The sequence below is a fragment of the Rubrivivax sp. A210 genome, from assembly GCF_904426505.1.
Lineage (GTDB): Bacteria > Pseudomonadota > Gammaproteobacteria > Burkholderiales > Burkholderiaceae_C > Rubrivivax.
In genome coordinates this window covers 222,160-247,629 of sequence record NZ_CAJGBN010000001.1, presented here as the reverse complement: position 1 = coordinate 247,629, position 25,470 = coordinate 222,160, and the positions used below count along the sequence as shown (strand labels likewise).

At 68.8% G+C, this 25,470-nt stretch carries 23 protein-coding genes; 14 read left to right on the top strand and 9 right to left on the bottom strand.

Features of this window, described 5'->3' with window-relative positions; all coding sequences use genetic code 11:
• Positions 1-11 precede the first annotated feature (11 nt).
• From JMV16_RS01090 to malE, 4 genes are all read right to left on the bottom strand, one after another.
• A complete protein-coding gene (locus JMV16_RS01090) occupies positions 12-455 on the bottom strand; it encodes a pullulanase-associated domain-containing protein (RefSeq protein ID WP_201492304.1) in 444 nt (147 codons plus the stop codon).
• A gap of 49 nt (positions 456-504) precedes the next feature.
• Entirely contained in the window at positions 505-1,395 is an 891-nt protein-coding gene (gene malG, locus JMV16_RS01085; protein WP_201492303.1) for a maltose ABC transporter permease MalG, read from the bottom strand.
• A gap of 15 nt (positions 1,396-1,410) precedes the next feature.
• Complete coding sequence (gene malF / locus JMV16_RS01080; RefSeq protein WP_236580296.1) at positions 1,411-2,949, bottom strand: maltose ABC transporter permease MalF; 1,539 nt, start codon at positions 2,947-2,949, stop codon at positions 1,411-1,413.
• Between the two features lie 90 nt (positions 2,950-3,039).
• Positions 3,040-4,236 (bottom strand): maltose/maltodextrin ABC transporter substrate-binding protein MalE, encoded by a 1,197-nt coding sequence (gene malE / locus JMV16_RS01075; RefSeq protein ID WP_236580295.1) that lies wholly within the window; start codon positions 4,234-4,236, stop codon positions 3,040-3,042.
• Between the two features lie 212 nt (positions 4,237-4,448).
• Here malE and JMV16_RS01070 point away from each other — a divergent pair, with 212 nt between their 5' ends.
• Positions 4,449-5,525: a LacI family DNA-binding transcriptional regulator gene (locus JMV16_RS01070; protein ID WP_201492302.1), complete on the top strand. Its 1,077-nt coding sequence runs from the start codon at positions 4,449-4,451 to the stop codon at positions 5,523-5,525.
• Between the two features lie 64 nt (positions 5,526-5,589).
• On the opposite strand, the gene JMV16_RS01065 is transcribed toward JMV16_RS01070, so the two are convergent.
• Positions 5,590-6,798, bottom strand: coding sequence for a carbohydrate porin (locus JMV16_RS01065; RefSeq protein WP_201492301.1), 1,209 nt, complete (start codon positions 6,796-6,798; stop codon positions 5,590-5,592).
• Positions 6,799-7,214: 416 nt separating this feature from the next.
• Between JMV16_RS01065 and JMV16_RS01060 the strand changes: the two genes are divergently transcribed.
• The 5 genes from JMV16_RS01060 (at position 7,215) to JMV16_RS01040 (ending at position 14,838) form a co-directional block, all read left to right on the top strand.
• Entirely contained in the window at positions 7,215-8,156 is a 942-nt protein-coding gene (locus JMV16_RS01060) for an SHOCT domain-containing protein (RefSeq protein WP_201492300.1), read from the top strand.
• A gap of 61 nt (positions 8,157-8,217) precedes the next feature.
• Positions 8,218-9,678, top strand: a complete 1,461-nt coding sequence (glgA, locus tag JMV16_RS01055; RefSeq protein WP_201492299.1) for a glycogen synthase GlgA — start codon at positions 8,218-8,220, stop codon at positions 9,676-9,678.
• 215 nt (positions 9,679-9,893) lie between these two features.
• On the top strand, positions 9,894-11,348 hold the full coding sequence (gene zwf / locus JMV16_RS01050; RefSeq protein ID WP_201492298.1) for a glucose-6-phosphate dehydrogenase: 1,455 nt from the start codon (positions 9,894-9,896) through the stop codon (positions 11,346-11,348).
• A gap of 31 nt (positions 11,349-11,379) precedes the next feature.
• Positions 11,380-12,984 carry a glucose-6-phosphate isomerase gene (gene pgi, locus JMV16_RS01045; protein WP_201492297.1) on the top strand — a complete coding sequence of 535 codons (1,605 nt, stop codon included), beginning with the start codon at positions 11,380-11,382 and terminating at the stop codon, positions 12,982-12,984.
• A 33-nt stretch (positions 12,985-13,017) separates the two neighbouring features.
• Positions 13,018-14,838, top strand: coding sequence for an alpha-amylase family glycosyl hydrolase (locus tag JMV16_RS01040; protein WP_201492296.1), 1,821 nt, complete (start codon positions 13,018-13,020; stop codon positions 14,836-14,838).
• Between the two features lie 10 nt (positions 14,839-14,848).
• Here the strand turns inward: JMV16_RS01040 and JMV16_RS01035 are convergent, their stop codons facing one another.
• Positions 14,849-15,112, bottom strand: a complete 264-nt coding sequence (locus tag JMV16_RS01035) for a cold-shock protein (RefSeq protein ID WP_201492295.1) — start codon at positions 15,110-15,112, stop codon at positions 14,849-14,851.
• Positions 15,113-15,366: 254 nt separating this feature from the next.
• Between JMV16_RS01035 and clpS the strand changes: the two genes are divergently transcribed.
• Complete coding sequence (gene clpS, locus JMV16_RS01030; RefSeq protein WP_201492294.1) at positions 15,367-15,723, top strand: ATP-dependent Clp protease adapter ClpS; 357 nt, start codon at positions 15,367-15,369, stop codon at positions 15,721-15,723.
• A complete protein-coding gene (gene clpA / locus JMV16_RS01025; protein ID WP_201492293.1) occupies positions 15,720-18,026 on the top strand; it encodes an ATP-dependent Clp protease ATP-binding subunit ClpA in 2,307 nt (768 codons plus the stop codon). Before clpS ends, clpA begins: the two co-directional genes overlap by 4 nt.
• 33 nt (positions 18,027-18,059) lie before the next feature.
• Here clpA and JMV16_RS01020 read toward each other — a convergent pair whose 3' ends face one another.
• Positions 18,060-19,208: an iron-containing alcohol dehydrogenase gene (locus tag JMV16_RS01020; RefSeq protein WP_201492292.1), complete on the bottom strand. Its 1,149-nt coding sequence runs from the start codon at positions 19,206-19,208 to the stop codon at positions 18,060-18,062.
• Between the two features lie 74 nt (positions 19,209-19,282).
• On the opposite strand from JMV16_RS01020, the gene JMV16_RS01015 reads away from it, so the two are divergent.
• Both JMV16_RS01015 and JMV16_RS01010 read left to right on the top strand, forming a co-directional pair.
• On the top strand, positions 19,283-20,188 hold the full coding sequence (locus JMV16_RS01015; RefSeq protein WP_201492798.1) for an alpha/beta hydrolase: 906 nt from the start codon (positions 19,283-19,285) through the stop codon (positions 20,186-20,188).
• Complete coding sequence (locus JMV16_RS01010) at positions 20,185-21,084, top strand: GNAT family N-acetyltransferase (RefSeq protein ID WP_201492291.1); 900 nt, start codon at positions 20,185-20,187, stop codon at positions 21,082-21,084. Before JMV16_RS01015 ends, JMV16_RS01010 begins: the two co-directional genes overlap by 4 nt.
• On the opposite strand, the gene JMV16_RS01005 is transcribed toward JMV16_RS01010, so the two are convergent.
• Together JMV16_RS01005 and JMV16_RS01000 are read right to left on the bottom strand one after the other, a co-directional pair.
• Positions 21,054-21,329 (bottom strand): DUF4936 family protein, encoded by a 276-nt coding sequence (locus tag JMV16_RS01005; protein WP_201492290.1) that lies wholly within the window; start codon positions 21,327-21,329, stop codon positions 21,054-21,056. The genes JMV16_RS01010 and JMV16_RS01005 overlap by 31 nt on opposite strands.
• Positions 21,326-22,273, bottom strand: a complete 948-nt coding sequence (locus JMV16_RS01000) for a YgfZ/GcvT domain-containing protein (RefSeq protein ID WP_201492289.1) — start codon at positions 22,271-22,273, stop codon at positions 21,326-21,328. The genes JMV16_RS01005 and JMV16_RS01000 overlap by 4 nt, the downstream gene beginning before the upstream one ends.
• Positions 22,274-22,296: 23 nt before the next feature.
• Between JMV16_RS01000 and mltG the strand changes: the two genes are divergently transcribed.
• From mltG to JMV16_RS00980, 4 genes are read left to right on the top strand one after another with little or no spacing between them, the layout of a single operon-like run.
• Positions 22,297-23,313 carry an endolytic transglycosylase MltG gene (gene mltG, locus JMV16_RS00995; protein ID WP_201492288.1) on the top strand — a complete coding sequence of 339 codons (1,017 nt, stop codon included), beginning with the start codon at positions 22,297-22,299 and terminating at the stop codon, positions 23,311-23,313.
• Positions 23,310-23,927, top strand: coding sequence for a dTMP kinase (gene tmk / locus JMV16_RS00990; RefSeq protein WP_201492287.1), 618 nt, complete (start codon positions 23,310-23,312; stop codon positions 23,925-23,927). Before mltG ends, tmk begins: the two co-directional genes overlap by 4 nt.
• Positions 23,918-25,027, top strand: coding sequence for a DNA polymerase III subunit delta' (locus JMV16_RS00985; protein ID WP_201492286.1), 1,110 nt, complete (start codon positions 23,918-23,920; stop codon positions 25,025-25,027). Before tmk ends, JMV16_RS00985 begins: the two co-directional genes overlap by 10 nt.
• Positions 25,024-25,437, top strand: a complete 414-nt coding sequence (locus tag JMV16_RS00980; RefSeq protein ID WP_201492285.1) for a PilZ domain-containing protein — start codon at positions 25,024-25,026, stop codon at positions 25,435-25,437. The genes JMV16_RS00985 and JMV16_RS00980 overlap by 4 nt, the downstream gene beginning before the upstream one ends.
• The last annotated feature ends 33 nt before the right edge of the window (positions 25,438-25,470 follow it).

Here is a 25,470-nt window from a genome sequence, read left to right as displayed (position 1 = left end):
CCGGCCGCGGCTCAGGGGCAGGGCTTTTCGCCGCGGGCCTTGGCGGCGTCTTCGGCACTGAAATAGATCTTGCTGTCGCCGCCGAGCACCCAGGCCTCGCGCTTGGTCTTGCCGTCGAACTTCATGTCCTTGCCGCCCTGCTCCTTGATGTCGCCCTTGTGGATGATGTAGTTGACGCTGCCGGTGCTGCCGAAGGCGGCCAGGTCAACCTGCCAGAAGACGCCGAAATCGTTGGTGCCGCTGGGCGGCATGGGCTTGCCCCACTCGATGCCTTCCAGGGGAAAGCTGGGGTACTTCCAGAGGTGGGCGCCCCAGCCCTCATAGTTCTTGTCGCAGCGGTTGTAGTTGATGACGATCTTGCCTTCGGGCGGCGCGGCCAGTGCGGGCGCGGAAACGGCCAGCGCGAGGCCGGCAGCGGCCAGCAGGCGGGCGAGTGAATGGCGTTGGAAGCTCATGCGTTGACTCCTCATGCGTGTTGGAAATGGCTCTGGAAGACGCGGGCGCTCAGCCTTTGGTGCCGCCCGCGGTGAGCCCGGCGATCATCCATTTCTGCGCAAGCAGGAAGACGACCGTGATGGGCAGGCCGGAGAGGATGGACACGGCGGCGAAATCGCCCCACTTGAAGTTGTGCTCGTTGACGAAGAGCTTGATGCCCACCGCCAGCGTGAGATTTTCCTGCTGATTGAGCAGCACCGAGGCCACCGGGTATTCGATGACCACGCCGATGAAGGACAGCAGGAAGACTACCGCCAGGATGGGCAGGGCCATGGGCAGCAGCACCAGGCGGAAGGCCTGCCAGGGCGAGGCGCCGTCGACCTTGGCCGCCTCTTCGATCTCATACGGGATGGTCTCGTAATAGCCCTTGATGGTCCACACATGCATGGCCAGGCCACCCGAGTAGGCCAGCAGCAAGGCCCAGTGCGAATCGATGCCGAAGGCCGGGAAGGCCGCGCCGATGCGGTCGAAGATGGCGTAGATGGCCACCAGGGCCAGCACGGCCGGGAACATCTGCATCAGCATCAGGCCGGTGAGCACCTGTGAGCGCCCCTTGAAGCGCATGCGCGCCAGCGCATAGGCCGCGGTGGTGGACAGCAGCAGCGTGACAAGGCCCGAGAGCGTGGCCACCTTGATGGAGTTCCAGAGCCAGCGCAGGACCGGCAGGTCGGGCTCGACCAGTTGGCCGTTGGCCGCCTGGTAGGGCAGGCCGAAGGCATAGCGCCAGTGCTCGAAGCTGATGGTGGTGGGGAGCAGGCTGCCCGAGGCGAAGTTGCCGGGCCGGAACGACACCGAAAGCACCACCAGGAAGGGGAAGATCACCAGCAGGCACAAGCAGATCAGGAAGGCGTGCGCGGCCAGCACGCGCCAGCGCTGGGACTTGTCGACGACCATGGCCATGGTGTGGGCCCCCCTTCAGCGCTTGTCGTCCTGCGCCAGGCGCGTGAAGCGCATCTGCAGCAGGGTGATGGCGGCAACGATGAGGAAGATCACCGTCGAGATGGCCGAGGCCAGGCCGAACTGCTGGCCCGAATCGCCAAAGGCCATGCGCAGCGTGTAGGACACCAGGATGTCGGTGGTGCCGCCGGGCACGCTGATGTCCAGGAAGTCGGGCCGGCCGCCGGTGAGCAGGGCGATCAGCACGTAGTTGTTGAAATTGAAGGCGAAGGAAGCGATGAGAAGCGGCGTCAGCGGCTTCAGGATCAGCGGCGCGGTGATGACGAAGAAATTGGTCAACGGCCCGGCGCCGGCCACGGCCGAGGCCTCGTAGAGGTCTGACGGGATCGATTTGATGAGTCCCATGCAGACCACCATCATGTAGGGAAAGCCCAGCCAGGTGTTGACGATCAGCAGCATGGTCTTGGCCAGCAGCGGATCGGCAAACCAGGCCGGCTTGATGCCGAACAGCGCGCCCAGGATCTGGTTGACCTCGCCCAGGTTCTGGTTGAACAAGCCCTTGAAGATGAGGATGGAGATCACCCCCGGCACGGCATAGGGCAGGAAGAGCATGAGGCGGTAGACGCCCTTGAAGCGCAGGCCTTCCCAGTTGAGCAGCACGGCCAGGAAGACGCCGATGCTGGCGGCGAAGACGATGGTCAGGCCCGAGAACAGCACCGTCCAGATGAAGATGCGAATGAAGGGTTCGCTGAACTTGGGGTCGGTGAAGATGCGCGCGTAGTGCGCGAAGCCGATGTTGACCTTGAACCCCGGGCCCTTGGCCTCGCCGGCGGCGGTCTCGAAAAAGCCGGTGGTGGGATTGGGCTTGAGCACGCCGCCGTCGGCCTGGCTGACCAGCGTGCCGTCGGGGTTGACCTTGTAGGCCGGCCGCACCTGGGCGAATTCGCGCAGCGAGGTCATGCGCAGCAGCTTGCCGTCGGGCAGCCTGAGGGCGAGGCTCTTCAAATCCGCCTGTTGCGCGATCACGTCCTTGAGCGTCAGTGCGTCGCCCAGCACGGTCTTGGCGTCGGCCTCGGGCAGCAACTCGACGGTGATCGCGGCGCGTCTGGCCAGCGCCAGCGGGCTGGAAACGAAGGCGCGCTTGTCGTCATCCAGGTCCTCCAGGCGCAGGCGGTACTGGTGCAGGTCGCGGTGCAGGGTGAAGCCGTAGGCCGGGCCTTCGTCACGTATCGTCTCGTCGAGCAGGTACTGGCGCGAACGTTCGAGGTCGAGCAGATTGCGCGAGCTGTAGTTGGTGAAGCCGGTGGCCACCGTGTAGATCATCGGGAAGACCACGAAGATCACTGCCGCGGCCACGCCGGGGAACAGGTAGCGCAATGCCAAGGTATGGCGCGAGGTGTAGGTCCACAGCGCCAGCGCCACGATCACCAGCAGCGTGGCCGCCAGCAGTGTCTGGCCGACGGCGTAGACCAGGCCTATCAGGTAAAGCGCGGCCAGGCAGACCAGGACGACCAGCGCGGGGCCGACAAGGCGGCTTGCAGATGATGGCTTGCTCACGATTGCCTTCCGCATGGACATGCGCGCGCTGCAGGACTCCGGCGAGACCCATGGGCCCCGCCGGGAGGCCTTCCCGGCAGGCCGGCAGCCTTATTTGGACAGGATGCGCTTGGCCGCGCCGTCCATCGCTTCCTTGGGCGACTGGCGGGCCTCCATCACATTGCCCAGGGCCGACACCATGGCCGACCAGAAGCGGCCCATCTCGGGGTTGTTGGGCATGGGTGCGCCATCCTGTGCCGACTCCATCACCGCCACGATGTTGGGATCGTTCTTGAGTTCGGCGTAGAAGGCCTTGCTCGCCGGCGCGCCGATGGGCTCGGCCTCGTTGATGGTCTTCAGGCCCTTGGGCGTGAGCATGTAGTTCTCGATGAACTCCACGGCCAGATCCTTGTTGGGCGTGGCCTTGTTGATCATGATGCCCTTGACGCCGACGAAGGGCGCGGCCTTCTTGCCGCCGACGGTCGGGATGCGGGCCACGCCGAAGTCGATCTTGGCCTTGCGCAGGTTGTCCCAGGACCAGGGGCCGTTGATCATCATCGCGACCTTGCCCTGGGCCATGCCGCCTTCCATCTCGGCATAGCCGCTGCCTTCGGGCATGTACTTCTCGCGCAGCAGCTTGTTGAGCAGTTCCACGCCCTTGAGCGCGCCGGCGTTGTTGACGCCGGTGTCATTGGCGTCGTAGGTGCCGTCGGGCTTGAGCTTGAAGGCATAGCCCCCGTTGGCGGCCAGCAGCGGCCAGGTGAAATAGGTGTTGGTGTAGTCCCACAGGATGGCCTTCCTGCCCTGGGCCGACAACTGCTTGTCCAGCGCCATCACATCCTCGAAGCTCTTGGGCGGGGTCTTGACGAGGGCCTTGTTGTAGACCAGCGAGACCGCCTCGATCGAGAAGGGATAGCCCCAGAGCTTGCCGCCCACCGTGAAGGCCTTCTGGGCCAGCGGGTCGATGTCGGCCAGCAGCTTCTTGCTGGGCGACACCTGCTGCAGCAGGCCGCCGGAGATCCACTCGCCGATGCGATCATGGGCCCAGATCCAGATGTCGGGGCCCTTGCCGGCAGCCGCGGCCTGCTGGAACTTGCCGGGGCCGTCCTCGGGCGCTTCCACCGTCACCGGCACGCCGGTCTTCTTGGTGAACTCCTCGGCCAGCTTCTGCACGCCCTTGGAGCCGTCGACGCTGAACCACACCAGCAGCTTGCCGGCTTCGGCGGCGCCGGCCGGCAGGGCCGGTGCCAGCAGCAAGGCCACCGCGCCGAAAGTCGCCACGCTGCGCGGCGTCATCGTCTTTGCCATCTTGCTCTCCTGAAGAATGAGCGGCATCCGAAACGGTTCGGACGCTGTCGAATCGCGCTATTCTTGATCGATCAAGAACAAAGTCAATCTGCCCCTGCTCCGGGCTTTCCCCAGGCTGTCCGGGCTTGCGCCGCGGCGAAAGCTCGTCAGCATTCGAGCCGGCAGCAGCGGGCCCCGGAATGCCCGCTGACGCACACAGATTCCAACCCGTCATGGCCGTTCCTCCTTCCACGCGCAACGCACCATCCCCGCACGCCCACGGCGGCGGCAGGCTCACCCTCAAGCATGTGGCGCAGGCGATGGGGGTCAGCCGCACCACCGTGTCGAATGCCTTCAGCCGGCCGGGCCAGCTCTCGGAAGAATTGCGCGACAGCATCCTGAGCAAGGCGCGCGAGCTGGGCTACTGGGGGCCCGATCCCAGGGCCCGGGCACTGCGCCGCGGCGGGCTGCATGAGGTTGGCGTGATCTTCCACCACGATCTGAGCTACGCGCTGTCGGACCCGACCAGCCTGCGCTTCCTGGCCGGCGTCGCCAAGGAACTTGACGCGCGCCAGCTGACACTGCAGCTGGTGCCCAAGATGGGCCGCAAGCTGCTGCTCGGCGCGGCCTTCCAGACCACGGCCGACGCGATGATCGTGCATGCCGAGATCGGCCCCGAGCTGGTGCCCGAGCTGAACGCGGCGGGCAAGCCGGTGGTGCTGGTCGATTCGATGGTGGCGGGTTTCGCCTCGGTGGGCATCCCGGATCGTGAGGGCGCGGCACTGGCGATGGCGCACGCCCTGGCCGCCGCACCCGACGTGGTGGTGGTGCTGAGCCTGCCGCATTCCGAGCCACCGCGGACGCAAGCCGGCAGGCGCGCCGGCCTGCTGCGCGAGGTGCCCGCCACCGCCTTCGTCGGCACCGAGCGCGCCGCCGGCTATGCCCTGGGCGCCTTGCGGGCCGGCTTCCCGAGCGAACGCATGCGCTGGCTGACGGTGGACGACTGGGCGCCCGAGACGGCCGCCGAACGGGTGGCGGCACTGCGCCCGCAGCTGGCAGCGGGCACGCGCGTGGCGCTGGTGGCGATGAGCGACCGCATCGCGCTGGCCGCCCAGCGCGTGGTGCGCGGCTGGCGTGGCATCAAGGTGGTGGCCCTGGTCGGCTTCGACGACATCCCGGCCGCCGCGGCCGCGGGCCTGACGACGATCAGGCACGACCCCTTCCGCAAGGGCGAGCTGTGCGTGCGCGTGCTGCTCGACGGCGCCACGCCACGCAAGCTGCCGCTGGAACTGGTGAAGCGGGCCACATGAAGCAAAAGGCGCCGCAACCCGGTTGGGTTGCGGCGCCAGCACGGGGCGCGATGCCGTCAGTGCATCAGAACCAGATCTCGGCCTGGAAGCCGAAGGCCGTCTTGTTCTTCTTGGCGGCGCCATTGGCCAGGCGGTAGTTCTCGTTCATGCTGTACTGCGTGACGTAGAAGCGCAGTTCCGGACGGTCGTAGTAGTTCGGGCCCACCGTCAGCGTCGGGGCGATCGTGAACTTGGTGACGTTCTCGTTGTTGTTGCCGGTCAGCTCGTTCTTGGTGGTGGCGTAGCCGACCTCGCCCTGCAGCTTGAAGTTCTTCGTGAAGGCATAGGCGACACGGCCGCCGAGCGAGAAGGTCTTGGCCTTCTTGCCGTTGGTGTCGGCATCGACCTCACCGTAGTGGATCAGCGTCTGTGCGGTCAGCGGGCCGTTGAGCAGCGCGAAGCTGTCGGCGATGCGCCAGCGCTTCTTGCTCGAATCGTCGGTGGCACCGGCAAAGCCCATGTCCAGCCAGGTCGAGCCTTGCGAGTACTGGACCCACAGCGTGTTCTCGCCGCCGAAGATGGACTGGTTGTGCTGCAGGCTGAGGCCCGAGCCGTTCTCGCCACCCGTGCCGCCGAACTTGCTGAACGACAGCGTTGCACGCAGCTTGCCGCCCGGGTTCACCGAAATGCCTTGCAGATCGATGTTGATCAGTGTGCCGGCATTGGTCACCGAGGCCTCGTCGGGCGAGCGGAAGATGGCCACGCCCAGCGAGCCGCCACCGACCGAGATGCCGTCGACGCCGGCGCCGGTGCTGCCCTGCAGGCCGCCCATCACGTAGAAGCTGTCGTCCCAATGCACGTCAGCACGATGGTAGAAGCGGCGCCCGACCCAGAAATTGGCGTTGGGCATCACGTCGAAACCCTTGCCTTCGACATAGAGCTGCGCGATGCGCGGCGTGTTGTCGTTGTTGCCGCCGGTGGGGTCGGTGTTGCGCAGGGGCGTCGAGCCGGAGCTGAAGAAGTTGGTCATCAGCAGGGCCTTGTAGTTGACGCCGCCGGCATCCATGCCCTGGCTGAGCGCGAACTCGCCATAGGTCTCGCATTCATTGCCCAGGCGGCCGATGCCGCCGTGTCCGGGCGCCTGCGAACCGAAACCGCTGGCGCCGCCGCCGTTGTAGCAGGTCGACTTCTGGCCCGGGCCGATGCGGGTGTAGCCGCCCCAGTCGACGGCGCTGGCGGCGGTGGAAAGGACACTCAGCGCCGCAGCGGCAAGAAAGGTGGTCCGGAATTTCATTGTTTATCTCCTCAAAACGTTTTGGAAAAAACACGGCATTGCCGTCGATCGCGAAGTGTCGGCGGCACCGCCGGTTTCCGATGTCCCACCGGACTTGATCCGGACAGGACAAGGTCGTACCGTCGTTGTCGGGAAGCCAGGCCCTCAATCGCAGGCTGGTTGATCAGTCCCGCAACATCCGACCTCCGATCAGCATCCTCATCGAAGACGGTCGGCAATGTAGGCATCGCTTGACCCGCGCCCCAACTCGGGTTTGCGCTAGGTGTGCGCGCAAGCAACATGTAACCTTCACGTAACCACGCGCGGGCGTCAGCGGTGGCTGCGCCCTGCATGAATTCGACTACAGTGCCCGCCTTTCCGGCCTTCGCTCGACGGCGGCCTGCGCGCCGTGCCCGAGCCCAACTTCGGGCAACTGCATGAATGACTTCGAGTTCACACGACGCGCCATGCGCTGCCAGCGTGCCGCGCGGCTTCCGGGCACGCTGGCCCTGTGCGCGGCCATGGCCAGTGGCCAGGTAGCCGTTTCCACCCCCGCGGTCGCCGCAACTGCAGAGCCCGTCATGGTGCTGGCGGCGGCTGATGTCTCGGGCCGGCGCGCGCCAGCGACGCAGCGCCTGTGGGTCATCCGGGATCAGAGCGAAATTCGGCTCGTGCCACGCGAGGCTGGCGTCGTGCCCAACCAGCACCCGGCGGCGCTCGAGCCCGAGTGGCTGCGTCGGCAACTGATCGATATCACCTTCGATGACGGTGGCCGCCGCCGCGCACTGTTCGATGCCGACGAGGCTGCCGAACTGGCCGTGCCCCTGGCCGAGGCACTGGGACAGGCCGGCCCGCAAGAAGATCTGCTGCTGGTCAGCAGTGCGCGGCGCGGCGAAGTCCGCATGATGCAACCCATCGCGGTGACGGCGCGGCTTTTCGTGGCCGAGGGCCGGCTGCAGCTCATCGTGCGCGACACGCGCTTCGAGTTCTACAACGCGATGCGGGGCAGCAACCGCACACCCGAGTTCAGCTACGGCTCGCGTTCAAAGCAGGGCGCTGCGGTGCTGCGCCATGCGCGTGCCACAGAGGTGCGTGGCGACTGGCTCGCGCTGCCGCTGGCGGCGCCGGCTGCCGCGGCCCCCGCCGCCGTCACTCCCGCCGCGGTTGCCATTCCGGCCGTGGCCGTGCCGGCGGGCGCTGCCCTGCCTGCGTTGGCGCCGGCGGCCGCCGCAGCTCCCGCTCCGCCCGCGGCCCGCGACGCCGCCTTCTATGAGCAGCAGGAGCAAAGGCTCAAGGGCCTCAAGCGCCTGCGCGAGCAGGGCCTGATCGACGAGACCGAATACCAGAACAAGCGGCGCGAGATCCTGAACTCGCTCTGAAACCGTCAGGTCCGCAGGCGCTGCGGGAACAGAGGCGCCCCATCCACCGGAGGACCAGGCCATGAAGGTACTGCAGGTTTGCGCAGAGTTGTTTCCGCTGCTCAAGACAGGCGGCCTGGCCGATGTCTGCGGCGCGCTGCCGGCGGCGTTGCGAGCGCGCGGCTGCGAGGTGCGCGTGCTGCTGCCGGCATTTCCGGCCGTGAAGCGCGGCGTGGCCGATGTGAGGCCGCTGGCCGAGGGCCTGCCGGGCCATCTGCCTCTGCCCGGCACGCGGCTGCTGCAGGGCCGTTTGCCCGACGGCACGCCCTGCGTTCTGGTCGACCACCCCGCCTATGAGCGCGAAGGCAACCCCTATGCCGGCGCCGATGGTCTGGCCTATGCCGACAACCATCTGCGCTTCGCCATGCTGGGCAGTGCCGCGGCCATGCTGGCCGACGGGCTGGATGCAAGCTGGAAGCCGCAGGTCGTCCACGGCCACGACTGGCATGCCGGCCTGGCGCCGGCCTATCTGCAGGAAACCTCGGCGCGGCGGGGCGTGCGCCTGGCGGGCTCGGTCTACACCGTACACAACCTGGCCTTCCAGGGCCTGTTTCCGCTTGGCGTCGTGCCCGAACTGGGCCTGCCGGGCGACTTCTTCCACGTCCAGGGGCTCGAATTCCACGGCCAGGTGAGCTTCATGAAGGCCGGCCTGGTCTATGCCGACAAGGTGACCACGGTGAGCCCCACCTATGCCCAGGAGATCCAGGGCGAAGAGCAGGGCTGCGGCATGGACGGCGTGACGCGGGCGCGCGCCCACGACCTGAGCGGCATCCTCAACGGCGTCGACCCGGCGGTCTGGAACCCGGCCACCGACAGCCACATCGCCGCCCACTACAGTGCCCGGGACATGGCCGGCAAGGCGCGCTGCCGCACCGCGCTGCAGGCCGAGTTCGGCCTCGGCGACCAGACCGCGGCGCCGCTCTTCGGCGTCGTGAGCCGGCTCACCGAGCAAAAGGGCATGAACCTGGTCCTGGCCGGCCTGCCCGACCTGTTGCAGCGCGGCGCCCAATTGGTGGTGCTCGGCAGTGGCGACGCGGCTCTCGAAACCGCCTTGCGTGCCGCGGCCACGCAACACCCGGAACAGGTGGCGCTGCGCCTGGGCTATGACGAGGCCCTGGCCCACCGCATCGTCGCCGGCGCCGACGTCATCATGGTGCCCTCGCGCTTCGAGCCCTGCGGCCTGACGCAGCTCTACGGACTGGCCTATGGCAGCTTGCCGCTGGTGCGCCGCGTTGGTGGCCTGGCCGACACCGTGGTCGACGCCACGCTGGAAAGCCTGGACGACGACCTTGCCACCGGCATGGTCTTTGACCGCTTCGAGCGCGCCGATTTCGTCTCCGCGCTGCGCCGCGCCATCGCGCTGTACCGGCGCACCGCCGACTGGCGCCTGGTGCAGGCCCGCGCCATGGCCCAGCACTTCGACTGGGACGCCGCGGCGGCGCGCTACCTGGCCCTCTACGAGCGCGTGGCGACGCCGGTCTGAGGGCCCCGCAGGTTCTGCAAAAAAGTCCTGAGTGATGCCCAAAGCGTTTGGGATATCATTCAAAGCGCTTTTGATGCGCAAGATTCACCACCTTATCGGTAGCACGGCAGGGCCCGGGCCGTTGCCCTGTGCGGCACTTTCGGCGCCTTCCCCCGGCGGCCGGCCGCGTGCGCGGTGACGGCCGCCAGCCGGACACCCAGACCCGGAGCCTCAGCATGTCCTTCGATCTGATCCTCTTCGGCGGCACTGGCGACCTGGCCTGGCGCAAGCTCATGCCGGCCTTGTTCCGCGCCTTCCGCAAGGGGCGCCTGCCGGCTGACGGCCGCATCCTCGCCGTGGCGCGCGACGAGCATGGCGACGAAAGCTACCGCGCCTGGCTGCAAAAACGCTTCGACGACGGCGTCTCCGACCGCCTGCCTCACCAGGATGCGTTCACCCGCTTCCTCGCGCTGCTGCAATACCGGCGCATGGACCTGTCCCAGACCGACGACTACCAGCAGTTGCACGTCTGGGTGGATGGCCGTCCCGGCGGCGCGGCCAGCACCGTGGTTCACTATCTGGCCACCAGTCCGCATCTGTTTCCCATGGTCTGCCAGCAGCTCGGCGCCAGCGGCCTGAACGGGCCGCGCGTGCGCATCGTGCTCGAGAAGCCGCTGGGCCACGACCTTGCCAGCGCCCAGGCCATCAACCGCGCCGTACAGGCGGTGTTCAGCGAGCAGCAGGCGCTGCGCATCGACCACTACCTGGGCAAGTCGGCGGTGCAGAACCTGATGGCGCTACGCTTCGGTAATGCGCTGTTCGAGCCGCTGTGGCGGCGCGAGAGCATCGCCAACATCCAGATCACGCTGGCCGAGGATCTGGGCGTGGGCACGCGCGGCGACTTCTACGACCGCACCGGCGCGTTGCGCGACATGATCCAGAACCACGCGCTGCAGTTGCTGACCATGATCGCGATGGAGCCGCCATCCAGCAACAACGCCGACGCCATCCGCAATGAGAAGCTCAAGGTGCTGCACGCGCTGCGCCCCTTCACGGCCGAGAGCGTGGCGCGCGATGTCGTGCGCGGCCAGTACAAGGCCGGCACGGTGGACGGCGCCAAGGTGCCGGGCTATCTGGAAGAGATCAACGTGCCGGCCGACAGCCGCTGCGAGACCTTCGTCGCGCTGCGCGCCGAGGTTCTGAACTGGCGCTGGGCCGGCGTGCCCTTCTACCTGCGCACCGGCAAGCGCCTGGCGGCGCGCGACGCCCAGATCGTCGTCAACTTCCGCCCCGTGCCCCACCCCATCTTCCCCGGCAGCCACACGCCCAACAAGCTGGTCATCAAGTTGCAGCCCGAGGACGGGCTGGAACTGCACCTGCTGGCCGCCAAGGGCAGCGGCACCACCGACGCGCTGGCGCCGGTCTTCCTCGACCTCGACTTCGACCGCGCCTTCCCGGCCGACCGCATCGGCGCCTACGAGCGCCTGCTGCTCGACGCCATCGCGGCCCGGCTCAACCTCTTTGTGCGCAGCGACGAGCAGGAGCAGGCCTGGCGCTGGGTCGAGCCCATCCTGGCCGCCTGGCAGGCCGACGAAGCTGGCCCGCGCCCCTATGGCGCCGGCACCTGGGGCCCGCCCGCGGCCAGCGCCCTGGTGGCGCGCGACGGCTTTGTCTGGGGCGAAGAACAATGAGTCCCTCTGAATGCCTAGAACGGAGAACACCATGACCGCACCCCGCTGCGACCGCACCCCCGCTTGGCAGGCCTTGCGCGCCCACTATGAAGCACAGGGGCGCGCCTTCGACCTGCGCCAGGCTTTTGCCACCGACCGCGGCCGCTTCCAGGCCCTGGGTGTCGAGGCACCCGAGGTTTTTGCCGACCTGTCCAAGAACCTGGTCGACGCGAACACCCTGCAATTGCTGCTGGCCCTGGCGCGCGCCTGCGATCTGGAGGCGCGACGCGACGCCATGCTGGCCGGCGCCCCCACCAACACCACCGAGGGCCGCGCCGTGCTGCACACCGCCTTGCGCGCGCCGCGCGGGCAGGGGCCGCACAGCGACGAAGTGCATGGCGTGCTCGACGCGATGCTGGCCTATGCCGAGCGCATCCGCGCCGACGGCCGCATCCGCCACGTCGTCAACATCGGCATCGGCGGCAGCGACCTCGGGCCGCAGATGGTGCTGCCGGCGCTGGACGAGTTCGCCCACCGCGGCCTCAGCTTCCACTTCGTCAGCAATGTCGACGGCCACGACATCACGCCGGTGCTGCGCGGCCTGAAGCACGAAGAGACGCTGTTCATCGTCGCCAGCAAGACCTTCACGACCCAGGAGACGATGGCCAATGCCCATGCGGCGCGCGACTGGTTCCTGGCCCAGGGCGGCACCGACACGGCGCGCCACTTCGCCGCCAGCACCACCAATGTCGAGGCGGCAGCGGCCTTCGGCATCACCACCACCTTCGGCTTCTGGGACTGGGTGGGCGGGCGCTATTCGCTGTGGAGCGCCATCGGCCTGCCCATCGCCATCGCCATCGGTGCCGACAATTTCCGTGCGCTGCTGGCCGGCGCCCACGCGATGGACCGCCACTTCGCCAGCGCGCCGCTCGAGCGCAACCTGCCGGTGCTGCTGGGCCTGCTCGATGTCTGGTACCGCAATTTCCACGGTTTCACCAGCCGCAGCGTCGCGCCCTACCACCAGGGCCTCAAGCGGCTGCCAGCCTATCTGCAGCAACTGGAGATGGAAAGCAATGGCAAGTGCGTCGACCTAAATGGCGAGCCGCTGCCCTTCGGCACCAGTCCGGTGGTCTGGGGCGAGCCGGGCACCAACGGCCAGCACGCCTACTTCCAGATGCTGCACCAGGGCACCGATGTGATCCCGGTCGAGTTCATCGCCGTCAAGTGCCCGGCCCACGGCCTGCATGACCTGCATGCCAAGCTGCTGGCCAACTGCCTGGCGCAGAGCCAGGCGCTGATGCTGGGCAAGACCACGGCCCAGGCCGCGGCCGAGAAGGCGCCCACGGCATCGAAGACGCTGGCGCCCGAGACCCTGGCCCGCCACCGCACCTTTCCCGGCAACCGGCCGAGCACCACGCTGCTGCTGGACCGCCTGACCCCGGCCTCGTTGGGCGCGCTGATCGCCCTCTACGAGCATCGCGTCTACACCAGCGGCGCGCTCTGGGGCATCAACAGCTTCGACCAGTGGGGCGTCGAGCTCGGCAAGGCGCTGGCCGGCGACCTGCTGCCGCGCCTGGCCAGCGGCGACACCCGCGGCCTCGATGGCTCGACCGCCGGCCTGATGGCGCGGCTGGAAGGCTGGCACCGTCCGGCTTGACCCGACCTGGCAGAACCCACCGAGGAGACGGCGATGCAGGCTGCCGACTGGACGCGCGCCCACCACGACGGGTCGGCGCTCTATGTGCCGGATCCGACGCCCAGGCTCGGCGGCAAGGTCGACGTCTTCCTGCGCGTTCCGCGCGCCAGCGATGTCAGCCAGGCCTGGGTGCGCGTGATCAGCGACGGCGAGCCCGAACTGGTGCCTGCCACGGTTGACCGCCGGGAAAGCCGCGACACCTGGCTACGAGCCCGCGTGCCCGTCGTCAACCCGGTGCTCAGTTACCGCTGGCTGCTGGACGGCGGCAGCCAGGGCTATCAGTGGCTCAACGGCACGGGCCTGCACGGCCGCGATGTCGCTGACGCGGCCGATTTCAGGCTCAGCACCTACACGCCGCCGCCCGACTGGGCCACCGGCACCATGTACCAGATCTTTCCCGACCGTTTTGCCAAGTCCTGCGAGCGCCCGGCGCCGCCCTGGGCCCGGCCGGCGGCCTGGGACGACCCGGTCATCGGCGTTGGCCCCGACACGCCGCGCCAGCTTTATGGCGGCGATCTCGACGGCATCGCGGCCCATCTCGACCACATCGCCTCGCTGGGCGTGGGCACGATCTACCTCACGCCCTTTTTTCCGGCCGCATCCAACCACCGCTACAACGCCTCGACCTTCGGCCGCGTCGATCCGCTGCTGGGTGGCGACGAAGCCATGGCCCGCCTGGCCGCCGCCGCCCGTGCGCGCGGCATGCGGCTGATGGGAGACCTCACCACCAACCACGGCGGCGACACCCACGAGTGGTTCCGCGCCGCGGTGGCCGACCCGAAATCACCCGAGGCCGGCTTCTTCTTCTTCGAGCAGCATCCCGACAAGTACGCTGGCTGGTGGGGCATGAAGGAAATGCCCATCTTCGATCACCGCAGCGCCGAATTGCGCCGCCGCCTCTACGACGGGCCCGATTCGGTGGTGGCCCGGTGGCTGGGCCCGCATGCACTGGACGCCTGGCGTATCGACGTCGCCAACATGACCGGCATCCACGGCGACATCAACCTCAGCCATCAGGTGGCCACCACCATACGGCGCACGATGGCGCAGGTGGCGAAAGAGTCCTTCCTGCAGGCCGAGTCCAACCATGACGCCAGCCGCGACCTGCTGGGCGACGGCTACCAGGGCACGATGAACTACGCCGCCTTCACGCGGCCGCTGTGGCAATGGTTGCTGCCGCCCCAGGCCCGGCCCTATGCCCACGGCAAGTACCCGACGCTGCCCAATCTGGCGGGCCGCCTGGTGGTGGAGGCCATGCGTGAGTTCGCCGGTGTCACGCCCTGGCAGGGCACGCTGCACGCGATGAACCTGATCGGCTCGCACGACACCCACCGCGTCGCATCGCTGCTGGGTGATGCCGGCCTCGTCGACGTCGCCTTCGGCATGCTGGCCGCCTATCCCGGCGTGCCCATGATTTATGCCGGCGACGAGATCGGGCTGGCCGCCCTGGGGCCTGAGCAAGCCCGCATCCCCATGCCCTGGGCGCAAGCTCAGCGCTGGGATCCGCGCCGCCTGGCCCACACGCGGGCGTTGTTCACGGCCCGCGCCGGCAGCGTGGCGCTGCGACGCGGTGGCCTGCGCTGGCTCAACGTGGCCGACGACGCGATCACCTTCTTGCGCGAGGCGCCAGGCGAGTCCATCCTGGTGCATGCCGCCCGGGCCGTACACGCGCCGGTGCGCTTGCCGGTGGCGGTGCTTGGGGCAGAACTTGCGGGAATCGCCGGCACGGCAGACCTGCGTGCCGATGCCGACGACTGCATCACCCTGCCAGCGTCGGGGCCGGCCTTCGGGATGTGGCGGTTGGAAGCGGCCTGAGCCGCGCGGTTCAGGCTATCGTGCCGACCGCCGTCTGCGGCGAAGTTGGTGCCGCGGTATCGCCGTCGGCGACGAGCGCGCGGATGTTCTGGGCCAGGTCACCCTTGGGGCCCTGCACCAATTCGTAGCTCACCCGACCACCCTGCTTGAGGGTGCGGAAGCCTTCCATCTGCACCGCCGAGAAGTGGGCGAAGACGTCGGCGCCGCCGCCGTCGGGTTCAATGAAACCGAAGCCCTTGGCGTCGTTGAACCACTTGACCGTGCCTGACATCATGATGTGCCCCTTCTGACAGCGGCAAATTCTGCGCGTGCCGTGGAAAAGGTGTCAAGAATTTGACGAGATTGCCACCGCTGGCATGTATCTAACTGGCATCTCGATGCTCAGGGTGGCCCGTTGCTTGCAAGCGGATGTATCCGGACGGTTGCAGATTGCCGACTTGAAGGCCGCCGAATCAGTCCAACATCACGCCATCGGCCGGCCTTAATCCCGGCACCGTGCAGCCAGAACCCAACTCGATAGAATGCCTCATGCCCGAGGAAACACCGCCATCGCCACCTACGCAGCCCCCCGTGACACCCGATCAGGACGGCGGCGGTTCGGTGGTGGCCGAGCGCAAGGCGGCGCGCGTCAAGCCGCCATCGCTGTACCAGGTGGTGCTGCTCAACGACGATTACACACCGATGGAATTCGTCGTGATGGTGCTGCAGCACTATTTCCAGCGTGATGCGGATACTGCCACGCACATCATGCTGAAGATCCACCACGAAGGGCGCGGCATCTGCGGCGTCTACCCCAAGGACGTCGCCGCGACGAAGGTCGAACTGGTGCTCACGGCGGCCCGCCGTGAAGGACACCCGCTGCAATGCATTATGGAGGCCGCATGATCGCCCAAGAGCTAGAAGTCAGCCTGCACATGGCCTTCGTCGAGGCGCGCCAGCAGCGCCACGAGTTCATCACGGTCGAGCACCTGTTGATGGCACTGCTCGACAACCCCTCGGCCGCCGAAGTGCTGCGCGCCTGCGCCGCCAATATCGATGATTTGCGCAAGAGCCTGGCCGGCTTCATCAAGGAAAACACGCCCACCGTCGGCGGCAGCGACGAGGTCGACACCCAGCCGACGCTGGGCTTCCAGCGCGTCATCCAGCGCGCCATCATGCATGTGCAGAGCACCGGCAGCGGCAAGAAGGAAGTCACCGGTGCCAATGTGCTGGTGGCCATCTTCGGCGAGAAGGACTCGCACGCTGTCTACTACCTGCACCAGCAGGGCGTGACGCGGCTGGACGTGGTGAACTACATCGCCCACGGCATCAAGAAGAACGACCCGCCCGAGCCGGCCAAGAGCAATGAGGCCAATGGCAACAACGAGGGCGAGAAGGAAGAGGGCGGCGACGCCAAGGGCTCGCCGCTCGAGCAGTTCACCCAGAACCTCAACCAGCTGGCGCGCGACGGCAAGATCGACCCCCTGATCGGCCGCGAGCTCGAGGTCGAGCGCGTGATCCAGGTGCTGTGCCGCCGGCGCAAGAACAACCCGCTGCTGGTGGGCGAGGCCGGCGTGGGCAAGACCGCCATCGCCGAGGGCCTGGCCTGGCGCATCACCCAGAACGACGTGCCCGAGGTGCTGGGCGATGCCACCGTCTACGCGCTGGACATGGGCGCGCTGCTGGCCGGCACCAAGTACCGCGGCGACTTTGAACAACGCCTCAAGGGCGTGCTCAAGCAGCTGAAAGACCACCCCAACGCCATCCTCTTCATCGACGAGATCCACACGCTCATCGGCGCTGGCGCCGCCAGCGGCGGTACCCTGGACGCCAGCAACCTGCTCAAGCCCGCGCTCAGCAATGGCACGATGAAGTGCATTGGCGCGACCACCTTCACCGAGTACCGCGGCATCTTCGAGAAGGACGCGGCGCTCTCGCGGCGCTTCCAGAAGGTCGACGTGGTCGAGCCTTCGGTCGAGCAGACGATAGAAATCCTCAAGGGCCTGAAGACCCGCTTCGAGGAGCACCACAGCGTCAAGTACGCGGTCGGCGCGCTGCAGGCCGCGGCCGAGCTCTCGGCCAAGTACATCAACGACCGCCACCTGCCCGACAAGGCCATCGACGTCATCGACGAGGCCGGCGCCGCCCAGCGCATCCTGCCGGCCGGCAAGCGCAAGAAGACCATCACGCGCAACGAGGTCGAGGAGATCGTCGCCAAGATCGCGCGCATCCCGCCGGCCAGCGTCTCCAGCGATGACCGCGGCAAGCTCAAGCTGCTCGACCGCGATCTCAAGAGCGTGGTTTTCGGGCAAGACCCGGCCATCGATGCCATCGCCGCGGCCATCAAGATGGCTCGCTCGGGCCTGGGCAAGCCCGACAAGCCCATCGGCAGCTTCCTCTTCAGCGGCCCCACCGGCGTCGGCAAGACCGAGGTCGCCAAGCAGCTGGCCTATGTGATGGGCATAGACCTGATCCGCTTCGACATGTCGGAGTACATGGAGCGCCACGCCGTCAGCCGCCTGATCGGCGCGCCCCCGGGCTATGTCGGCTTCGACCAGGGCGGCCTGCTCACCGAGGCCATCAGCAAGAAGCCGCACGCGGTGCTGCTGATGGACGAGATCGAGAAGGCGCACCCCGACGTCTTCAACGTGCTGCTGCAGGTGATGGACCACGGCACGCTGACCGACAACAACGGGCGCAAGGCCGATTTCCGCAACGTGATCATCATCATGACCACCAATGCGGGCGCCGAGACCATGAACAAGGCGACGATAGGCTTCCTGAACAAGCGCGAGCAGGGCGACGAGATGGGTGACATCAAGCGCCTGTTCACGCCCGAGTTCCGCAACCGGCTCGACGCCATCATCAACTTCCGCTCGCTCGATGAAGACATCATCCTGCGCGTGGTCGACAAGTTCCTGCTGCAGCTTGAAGGCCAGCTGGCCGAGAAGAAGGTGGAAGTCACCTTCACGGATGCGCTGCGCAAGCACCTGGCCAAGAAGGGCTTCGACCCGCTGATGGGCGCGCGTCCCATGCAGCGCCTGATCCAGGACACGATACGCCGCGCGCTGGCTGACGAGTTGCTGTTTGGTCGCCTGGTCGACGGTGGCCGACTGACAGTGGACATCGACGACAAGGAAGCGGTGCAACTCGACATCCAGCCGCCCAAGAAAAGCGACAAGCCGAAGGCTGAGGCGACCCCGGCCTAGCGCCCGGGGGCCGGCCGGTCCCCGGGCCGGCCGCTACATCGAGGCGGCCAGCAACGCGCGGTAGTCGTCGCAGCTGGCGAGCCGCGGATTGGTCTTGTGGCAGTGGTCGGCCATCGCGCCGGCTATCACGCGCTCGAAAACGTCTTCGCCCACGCCCATCGCAGCCAGGCCGGCCGGCAGGCCCAGGCGTGCATTCATCGCCCGCAATGCCGCGATCAGCTCGGTGCCGGCCTCGTCGCAGCCGGCCAGGCCCATGGCCTGCGCCATGCGCGGCAGGCGCTTCTCGCGCCGGATGCTGTCGGCCTGGGCATTGAAAGCCACCACCGCGGGCATGAACATCGCGTTCAGCGTGCCGTGGTGCAGGCGCGGGTTGACGCCGCCCAGGCTGTGGCTGAGTGAATGCACGCAGCCCAGGCCCTTCTGGAAGGCCAGCGCGCCCTGCATGCTGGCGCTCATCATGTTCCAGCGCGCCTCGCGGTCTGTGCCATCACGCGTGGCGCGCTCGATATGGCCCCAGCCGCGCGCCAGGCCGTCCAGCGCAATGCCGTCGGCCGGCGGGTTGACGGCCGGTGCCATGAAGGTCTCCATGCAGTGGGCGATGGCGTCCATGCCGGTGGCCGCCGTCAGGCCCGGCGGCAGGCCGGCGGTGAGATCAGGGTCGAGCAGGGCCGCCTTGGGCATCAAATGCCAGCTGTGGAAGCCGAGCTTTCGGCCGTCGTCGACGATGACGATGGCCCCGCGCGCCACCTCGCTGCCGGTGCCGGCCGTGGTGGGCACGGCAATCAGCGGCAGCACGCGGTCGCTGATCAAGGGGCTGCCGCCTTCGATGGTGGCGTAGGTCTTCAGCGGCCCTTCGTGGGTGGCGGCGATGGCCACGCCCTTGGCCAGATCGATGCTGGAGCCGCCGCCCACCGCCACCAGGCCGTCGCAGCCTGCTTCCTTCAGCACTGCCACCGCGGCGTACACGGCGGCCTCGGTGGGGTTGGACGGCGTGCCGTCGAACACCGCGTGCGGTAGGTCGCCCAGCGCATCCAGCGCCATCTGCAGCACGCCGGCGGCACGCACGCCGGCGTCCGTCACCACCAGAGGCCGCCGCATGCCGATGCGCTGGCACTCGGTCGCCAGCAGGCGCACGGCGCCGTGGTCGATGTCAATCTGGGTCAGGTAGAGGATGCGCGCCATGGCCTTCGGTGTGCGGATGCGGAGCTGAAAGTATGCTCTCGGCAGCGATGACCACCCAGCTTCTCACCCCGCAGATGGCCGGCCTGCTAGACCGCATCCAGCGCGCCGTCCGCACCCCGCTGCACGCGATGACGCCGCCCGAGGCTCGCCAGGCCTACGAACGCGCCGCCGAGGTGCTGGATCTGCCACGCGCGCCGCTGGCCCGCGTCGAGGACTTCACCCTGCCGGGTGGCGGCGGCGCGCCGCGCCCGGCCCGTCTCTATGCAGCCGGCCCCGAGCCGCGACCCGCGCTGCTCTACCTGCACGGCGGCGGCTTCGTCATCGGCAGCCTGGAGACCCACGACAGCCTGTGCCGCCAGCTCGCGCGGCGCAGCGGCTGGGCCGTGGTGGCGCTGGACTACCGGCTGGCGCCCGAACACCCGTTTCCGGCCGCGGTCGACGATGCTTGGGCCGCGATGGAATCCTTGGCCGCCGACCCGGCCCGACACGGCATCGCCAAGCTCGCCGCCGTCGGTGGCGACAGCGCCGGCGGCACGCTGGCGGCCGTGAGCGCCCTGCATGCGCGCGACCGCGGCCTGCCGCTGGCGCTGCAGTTGCTGATCACGCCCGGCACCACGGCCCACGCCGACACCGCGTCGCACCGCCTCTTTGCCAACGGCTTTCTGCTCGACGCCGTGACCATCGCCTGGATGTTCGACCACACCATCCCCCACCACCACCGGCGCGACTGGCGCTTCGCCCCGCTGGAGGCCGATCTCGACGGCGTTGCACCCGCGTGCATCGTGCTGGCCGAGTGCGATCCGCTGGTCGACGAGGGCCTGGCCTATGGCGACCGCCTTCGCATGGCTGGCGTGCCGGTGCAACTGGAGCTCTATCGCGGCGTGACGCACGACTTCATCAAGATGGGGCGTGCTCTGAAGGAAGCCGTGACCGCCCTGGACGCCGCGGCCGCGGCATTGCGCCAGGCCAGCCCGACATGAAACGCAGCGATTTCCGCCACCTCGAACGCCTGCGCGTGCGCTGGGCCGAGGTCGACCTGCAAAAGATCGTCTTCAACGGCCATTACCTGATGTACGTCGACACTGCGGTGGCCGGCTGGTGGCGCGCGCTCGCATTGCCCTATGCCGAGACGCTGGCCGGCCTGGGGGGCGATCTCTTCGTGCGCAAGGCGACGCTGGACTACGAGGGCTCGGCGCGTTTCGATGAGCGGCTGGACATCGGCGTGCGCTGCATCCACCAGGGCAACAGCTCGATGCGCCTGCAGGCAGCCGTCTTTCGCGGCGAGCGGCGCCTGGTACACGGTGAGCTGGTCTACGTCTATGCTGACCCGGCAACGCAGACCGCCAGGCCGCTGCCGGCACCGCTGCGCGAGGCCATCCTGGCGTTTGAGTCGGGCGCGGCGATGGTGACGCTGCAACTGGGCGACTGGGCGGCGCTGGGCGCGCAGATCAGCCCCGTGCGCCAGGCCGTTCTGGTGGACGAGCAAGGCTTGCCGGCGCAGCTGGCGGGCGACGAAAGCGACGTACCGGCCCTGCACTTGCTGGCGCTCAACCGGATGGGCGCGGCGGTGGGCTGCGGCCGGCTGAGCATGGACGAGCGGGCCGACGAGGGCAGGGTGGCGCGGCTTGCCCGCATGGCCGCGCTGCCCGGCGTGCGCGGCGCCGGCGTAGGCCGCACCATGCTCGAAGCCTTGCTGGGCGCGGCGGCCGAACGTGGCTGCACCGAGGTGAGGCTTGAAGCAGCCATCGATGCCGTGCCGCTGTACAGCCGCGCCGGATTCGTCGCCGAAGGCCCCGTCTACGTCGAAGCCGGCCTGCCGCACCAGGCGATGCGCCTGCGCCTGGATCAGGCCAGGGCTTCGAAGACCTCGACGTGACGCTCGGCGGGGCACCATGCGGCCTCCCGCACCCGGCCCAACAGCGCTTCACTCACGACGTCCGGCGCTGCATAGGTCTCCATCACCGTGACCTGGCCGCGGGCGACGTCGACGCGGCGGTACAAGCGCACCGCCAATCCTGGATGAGAGGCTTGCAGCGCAGCCTGAAAATCGCGTGCCGCAGCGATGGCGGCTGGCGCAGCCTCGGGGCCCACGCGCCAGTAGACGAAGATCTCGCCGCTCAAGCCGCCTCGGCCGGAATCTCGTAAGGCAATTCGCCCAGTTGCAGCAGCGGGCCGTCAGCGCTGCCGGCATGCAGACTTCCGCCGGTCATGGCCGCGAGCTTGAGCTCGACCAACGCCGCATGGCGGTCTTCGCCCAGCGATCCCGCCAGCACCACCATGCCGGCCGGCTGGCCGGGGTCGGCGCTGTGGAAGATGTCCTGGCCCGGCTGCAGCGCCGTGGCGCTGTCGACGACGAGGCCGCGGCGCTTGAGCGTGCCGCGGTACTGGCTGCGCGCCACCACCTCCTGGCCCGGGTAGCAGCCTTTCTGGAAATTGACGCCGCCGACAAGTTCGAGATTGACCATCTGCGGCACGAACTGCTCGGACGTGGCCGCCATCACCCGCGCCACGCCGCTGCGCGCTTCGAGCCACTGCCAGGCCGCGGGTGCCAGCGTCTGCGGCAGCGGCGCATCGGGCGCACGCGCCAGCAACACGCGCGGGATAGACAGTCCGTCGACCACGGCGGCCGGCAGCACGATGGCGTCACCCGCCGGCCCCTTGATGCAGGTCCACGCTGCAGCGGCATCTGCCCCTGCGCAGAGCTCGCCCACTGCGCTGCCGGCAGCGCCCCACAGCGCCCGTTCGGCCGTGGCGTCGCTCAGCTTGCACTTGGCGCGCAGCACGAACATCGTCAGGCGCTTGAGTACGGCCGGCAGCAGATCGGCGCTGCAGGCGAGCAGGAATTCGTCGTCGGCCGGGCGCCAGACCACGAAGGTGGCGAGCAGCCGGCCCTTGGCCGAGCAATAGCCGGCCAGCCGCGCCTGTCCGGCCTGGAGCTGGCTCATGTCCTGGGTCAGCTGGCCATGCAGAAAGCTCGCGGCGTCCTCGCCCCGGGCGCGGATCAGGCCCCAGTCGCTCAGGCGGACGCTGCCTTGGGGCAGGGCGGAAGGGGTCGTTGAGATCATGGCCTGATTATCATCGGCGCCCCATGGCAAGCCGTTCCCCAGGTCTTCGTCCCGCACTGGCCCCGCTGGCCGTGATGGCGCTGCTGGCCGCTTCGATGGCCGGTGCGGCCTGGTGGTGGCTGGAGCGCCCGCTGCCGCTGGCCGCGACCCACGCCGAGCTCTCCATCGAGCCCGGCACGGCGCCGCGCCAGGTGGCCCAGGCCTGGGTCGACGCCGGCGTGCAGACTTCGCCGGAGTTGCTCTATGCCTGGTTCCGTGCCTCCGGCCAGGCGCGCCGCATCCGCGCCGGCAGCTATGAAATTGCCGCCGGCACCACGCCGCGCCGATTGCTCGAGAAGATGGTGCAGGGCGACGAGACCTTGGAGCGAGTGCGCGTCATCGAGGGCTGGACGCTGCGCCAGCTGCGCGCTGCGCTGGCCGCCGCGCCCTATCTGCGCCCGGCCACTGCCGACCTGAGCGAGGCCCAGCTGATGGAGGCGCTGGGCGCCGCAGGCCAAGCCGCCGAGGGCCGCTTCTTCCCCGACACCTACGTCTACAGCCGCGGCGTCAGCGACCTCACGGTGCTCAGGCGCGCCCACGCCGCGATGCAGCGCCGCCTGGCCGAGGCCTGGGCCCAGCGCGCCGAAGCCACGCCGCTGAAGAGTCCCGACCAGGCGCTGATCCTGGCCTCCATCGTCGAAAAGGAGACCGGGGCACCGGACGACCGCGGACGTGTGGCCGGCGTCTTCAGCAACCGTCTGCGCATCGGCATGCCCTTGCAGACCGACCCGACGGTGATCTACGGCCTGGGCGCTGCCTTCGACGGCAATCTGCGCCGGCGCGACCTGCTCACCGACGGCCCCTACAACACCTATACGCGCGCCGGCCTGCCGCCCACCCCCATCGCGCTGCCCGGCATGGCCAGCCTGCTGGCCGCGGTCAAGCCCGAGGCGACGCGAGCGCTCTACTTCGTGGCCCGCGGCGACGGCAGCAGTGCCTTCAGCGAGACCCTGGCCGAACATAATCGGGCGGTGAACCAATACCAGCGAGCCCGGCATTGAGCGGCGGGCGCTTCATCAGCTTCGAAGGCATAGACGGCGCCGGCAAGAGCTCGCACATCGAGACGCTGGCGGCCTGGCTGCGCGAGCGTGGCCACGAGGTCGTGGTGTCGCGCGAGCCCGGCGGCACGCCACTGGCCGAGCGGCTGCGCGAACTGGTGCTGCACGCACCGATGGACGCGCTGACCGAGGCCTTGCTGGTCTTCGCCGCGCGGCGCGACCACCTCGTCCAGTTGATCGCACCGGCGCTGGCGCGCGGCGCCACCGTGCTGTGCGACCGCTTCACCGACGCAACCTTCGCCTACCAGGGCGGCGGGCGGGGCTTCGACCTGGCGGTGCTGGCTCAACTTGAACAATGGGTGCAGGCCGGGCGCACGCCGGATCTGACCTTCTGGTTCGACCTGCCCGCCGCCACGGCTGCCCAGCGACGCGGCGCGGCGCGCGCACCCGACCGCTTCGAAGCCCAGGACGCCGCCTTCTTCGAGCGCGTGATTGCCGGCTATGCAGCGCGCGCCGCCGCCGCGCCCGAGCGCTTCGCGCGCATCGCTGCGGTGCAGGAGCGGGCCGCGGTCTGGGCCCAGATCGAGGCCGAGATGCGTCGGCGCGCATGGTGGTAGACGCCGGCGCCGGTTTGATGGTGGGCGAGGACGGCGAGCTGCCTCTGCCCTGGATCGCCGATGCACTGGCCGCGGCCCTGGGCACGCAGCGTGGTCACGCCCTGCTGCTGCACGCCGCGCCGGGCTCGGGCGCGCTGCCGTTCGCTTTGACGCTGGCCCAGGCCTGGTTGTGCGAAGTGGGCGGGGTGGCTGGGGGCGCGCGCCGGCCTTGTGGCCGCTGCGGCAGCTGCCATCTGGTGCAGGCCCGCGTCCACCCCGACCTGCGCGTGCTGCTGCCCGAAACCCTGCGCCGCGAGCACGACTGGCCGCTGGCCGACGACAAGCCCGAGGGCGACGAGGGCAAGCGCAAGCCGAGCCGCCAGATCCGCGTCGACGAGGTCCGCGGCCTCATCGACTGGGTCTACAAGACCAGCGCCCGCGGCCACGGCAAGGTGGCGCTGCTGCATCCGGCCGATGTGTTGAACCTGCAGTCGGCCAATGCGCTGCTCAAGACGCTGGAAGAGCCTCCGGCCGGCACTCGCGTGCTGCTGACCACGGCCGACCCGGCGCAGATCCTGCCCACGGTGCTGAGCCGTTGCCAGCGCCTGCGCTTGGCCGACCCGCCGCGCGAGCAGGCCGCGGCCTGGCTGGCGCACCAGGGCGTGGCCGCGCCCGAGGTGCTGCTGGCGGCCTGCAGCGGCCGCGCTCTCGATGCCCTGGCGCTGGCGCGTGCGGGCGTCGACGCCCGCGCCTGGGCCGCGGTGCCGCCGGCGGTGGCACGAGGGCAGGGCGGTGTCTTCGCGGGCTGGCCCGTGCCGCGCGTCGTCGACACGCTGCACAAGCTCTGCCATGACGCGATGGCCCGCGCCTGCGGCGCGCCGACCACCTTCTTCGCCGCCGACGCCGTGCCGGCCCAGGCCGCGCTGCCGGCGCTGAGCGCGTGGTCGCGCGAGCTGGATCGCATTGCCCGCCATGACGAACACCCTTGGCAGGAAGCCCTGCTGGTCGACGCCCTGGTGCAGGGCGCCGCGCAGGCGCTGGCGGCTTGCGCGCGACGCACGCCACAGGCCGGGTCAGCAGCATCACCCGCAGTCCGGCGCTTGGATACACTTCCCCGATGACTGATCGCGCGTCCACCCGATCCGGCGGCCTCGGCCCGCCCGCTGCAGGCCCCGTCCCCGCCGGTGCCCCTGGCCGCCCCAGCGTCATCCAGCTGATGTTCCGCGAGAAGGGCGCGCTCTATGCCGCCTACATCCCGCTTCTCACCGAGGGCGGGCTCTTTGTGCCGACGAACCGCGAATACCGGCTCGGCGACGACATCTACCTTCTGCTGTCGCTGCCCGACGATCCGCAACGCTTTCCGGTGGCCGGCAAGGTGGCCTGGATCACGCCGGCCAACGCGTCGGGCGGGCGCACACAAGGGGTGGGCGTGCGATTCCCCAACGACGAAAAATCGCGCCAGCTCAAGATCAAGATCGAAGAAGCGCTGGGCACCCAGATCTCTTCGTCCAAGCCCACCCAGACCATCTGAGCGGCGTGGCCTGACCGGCATGAGCCGGACGGA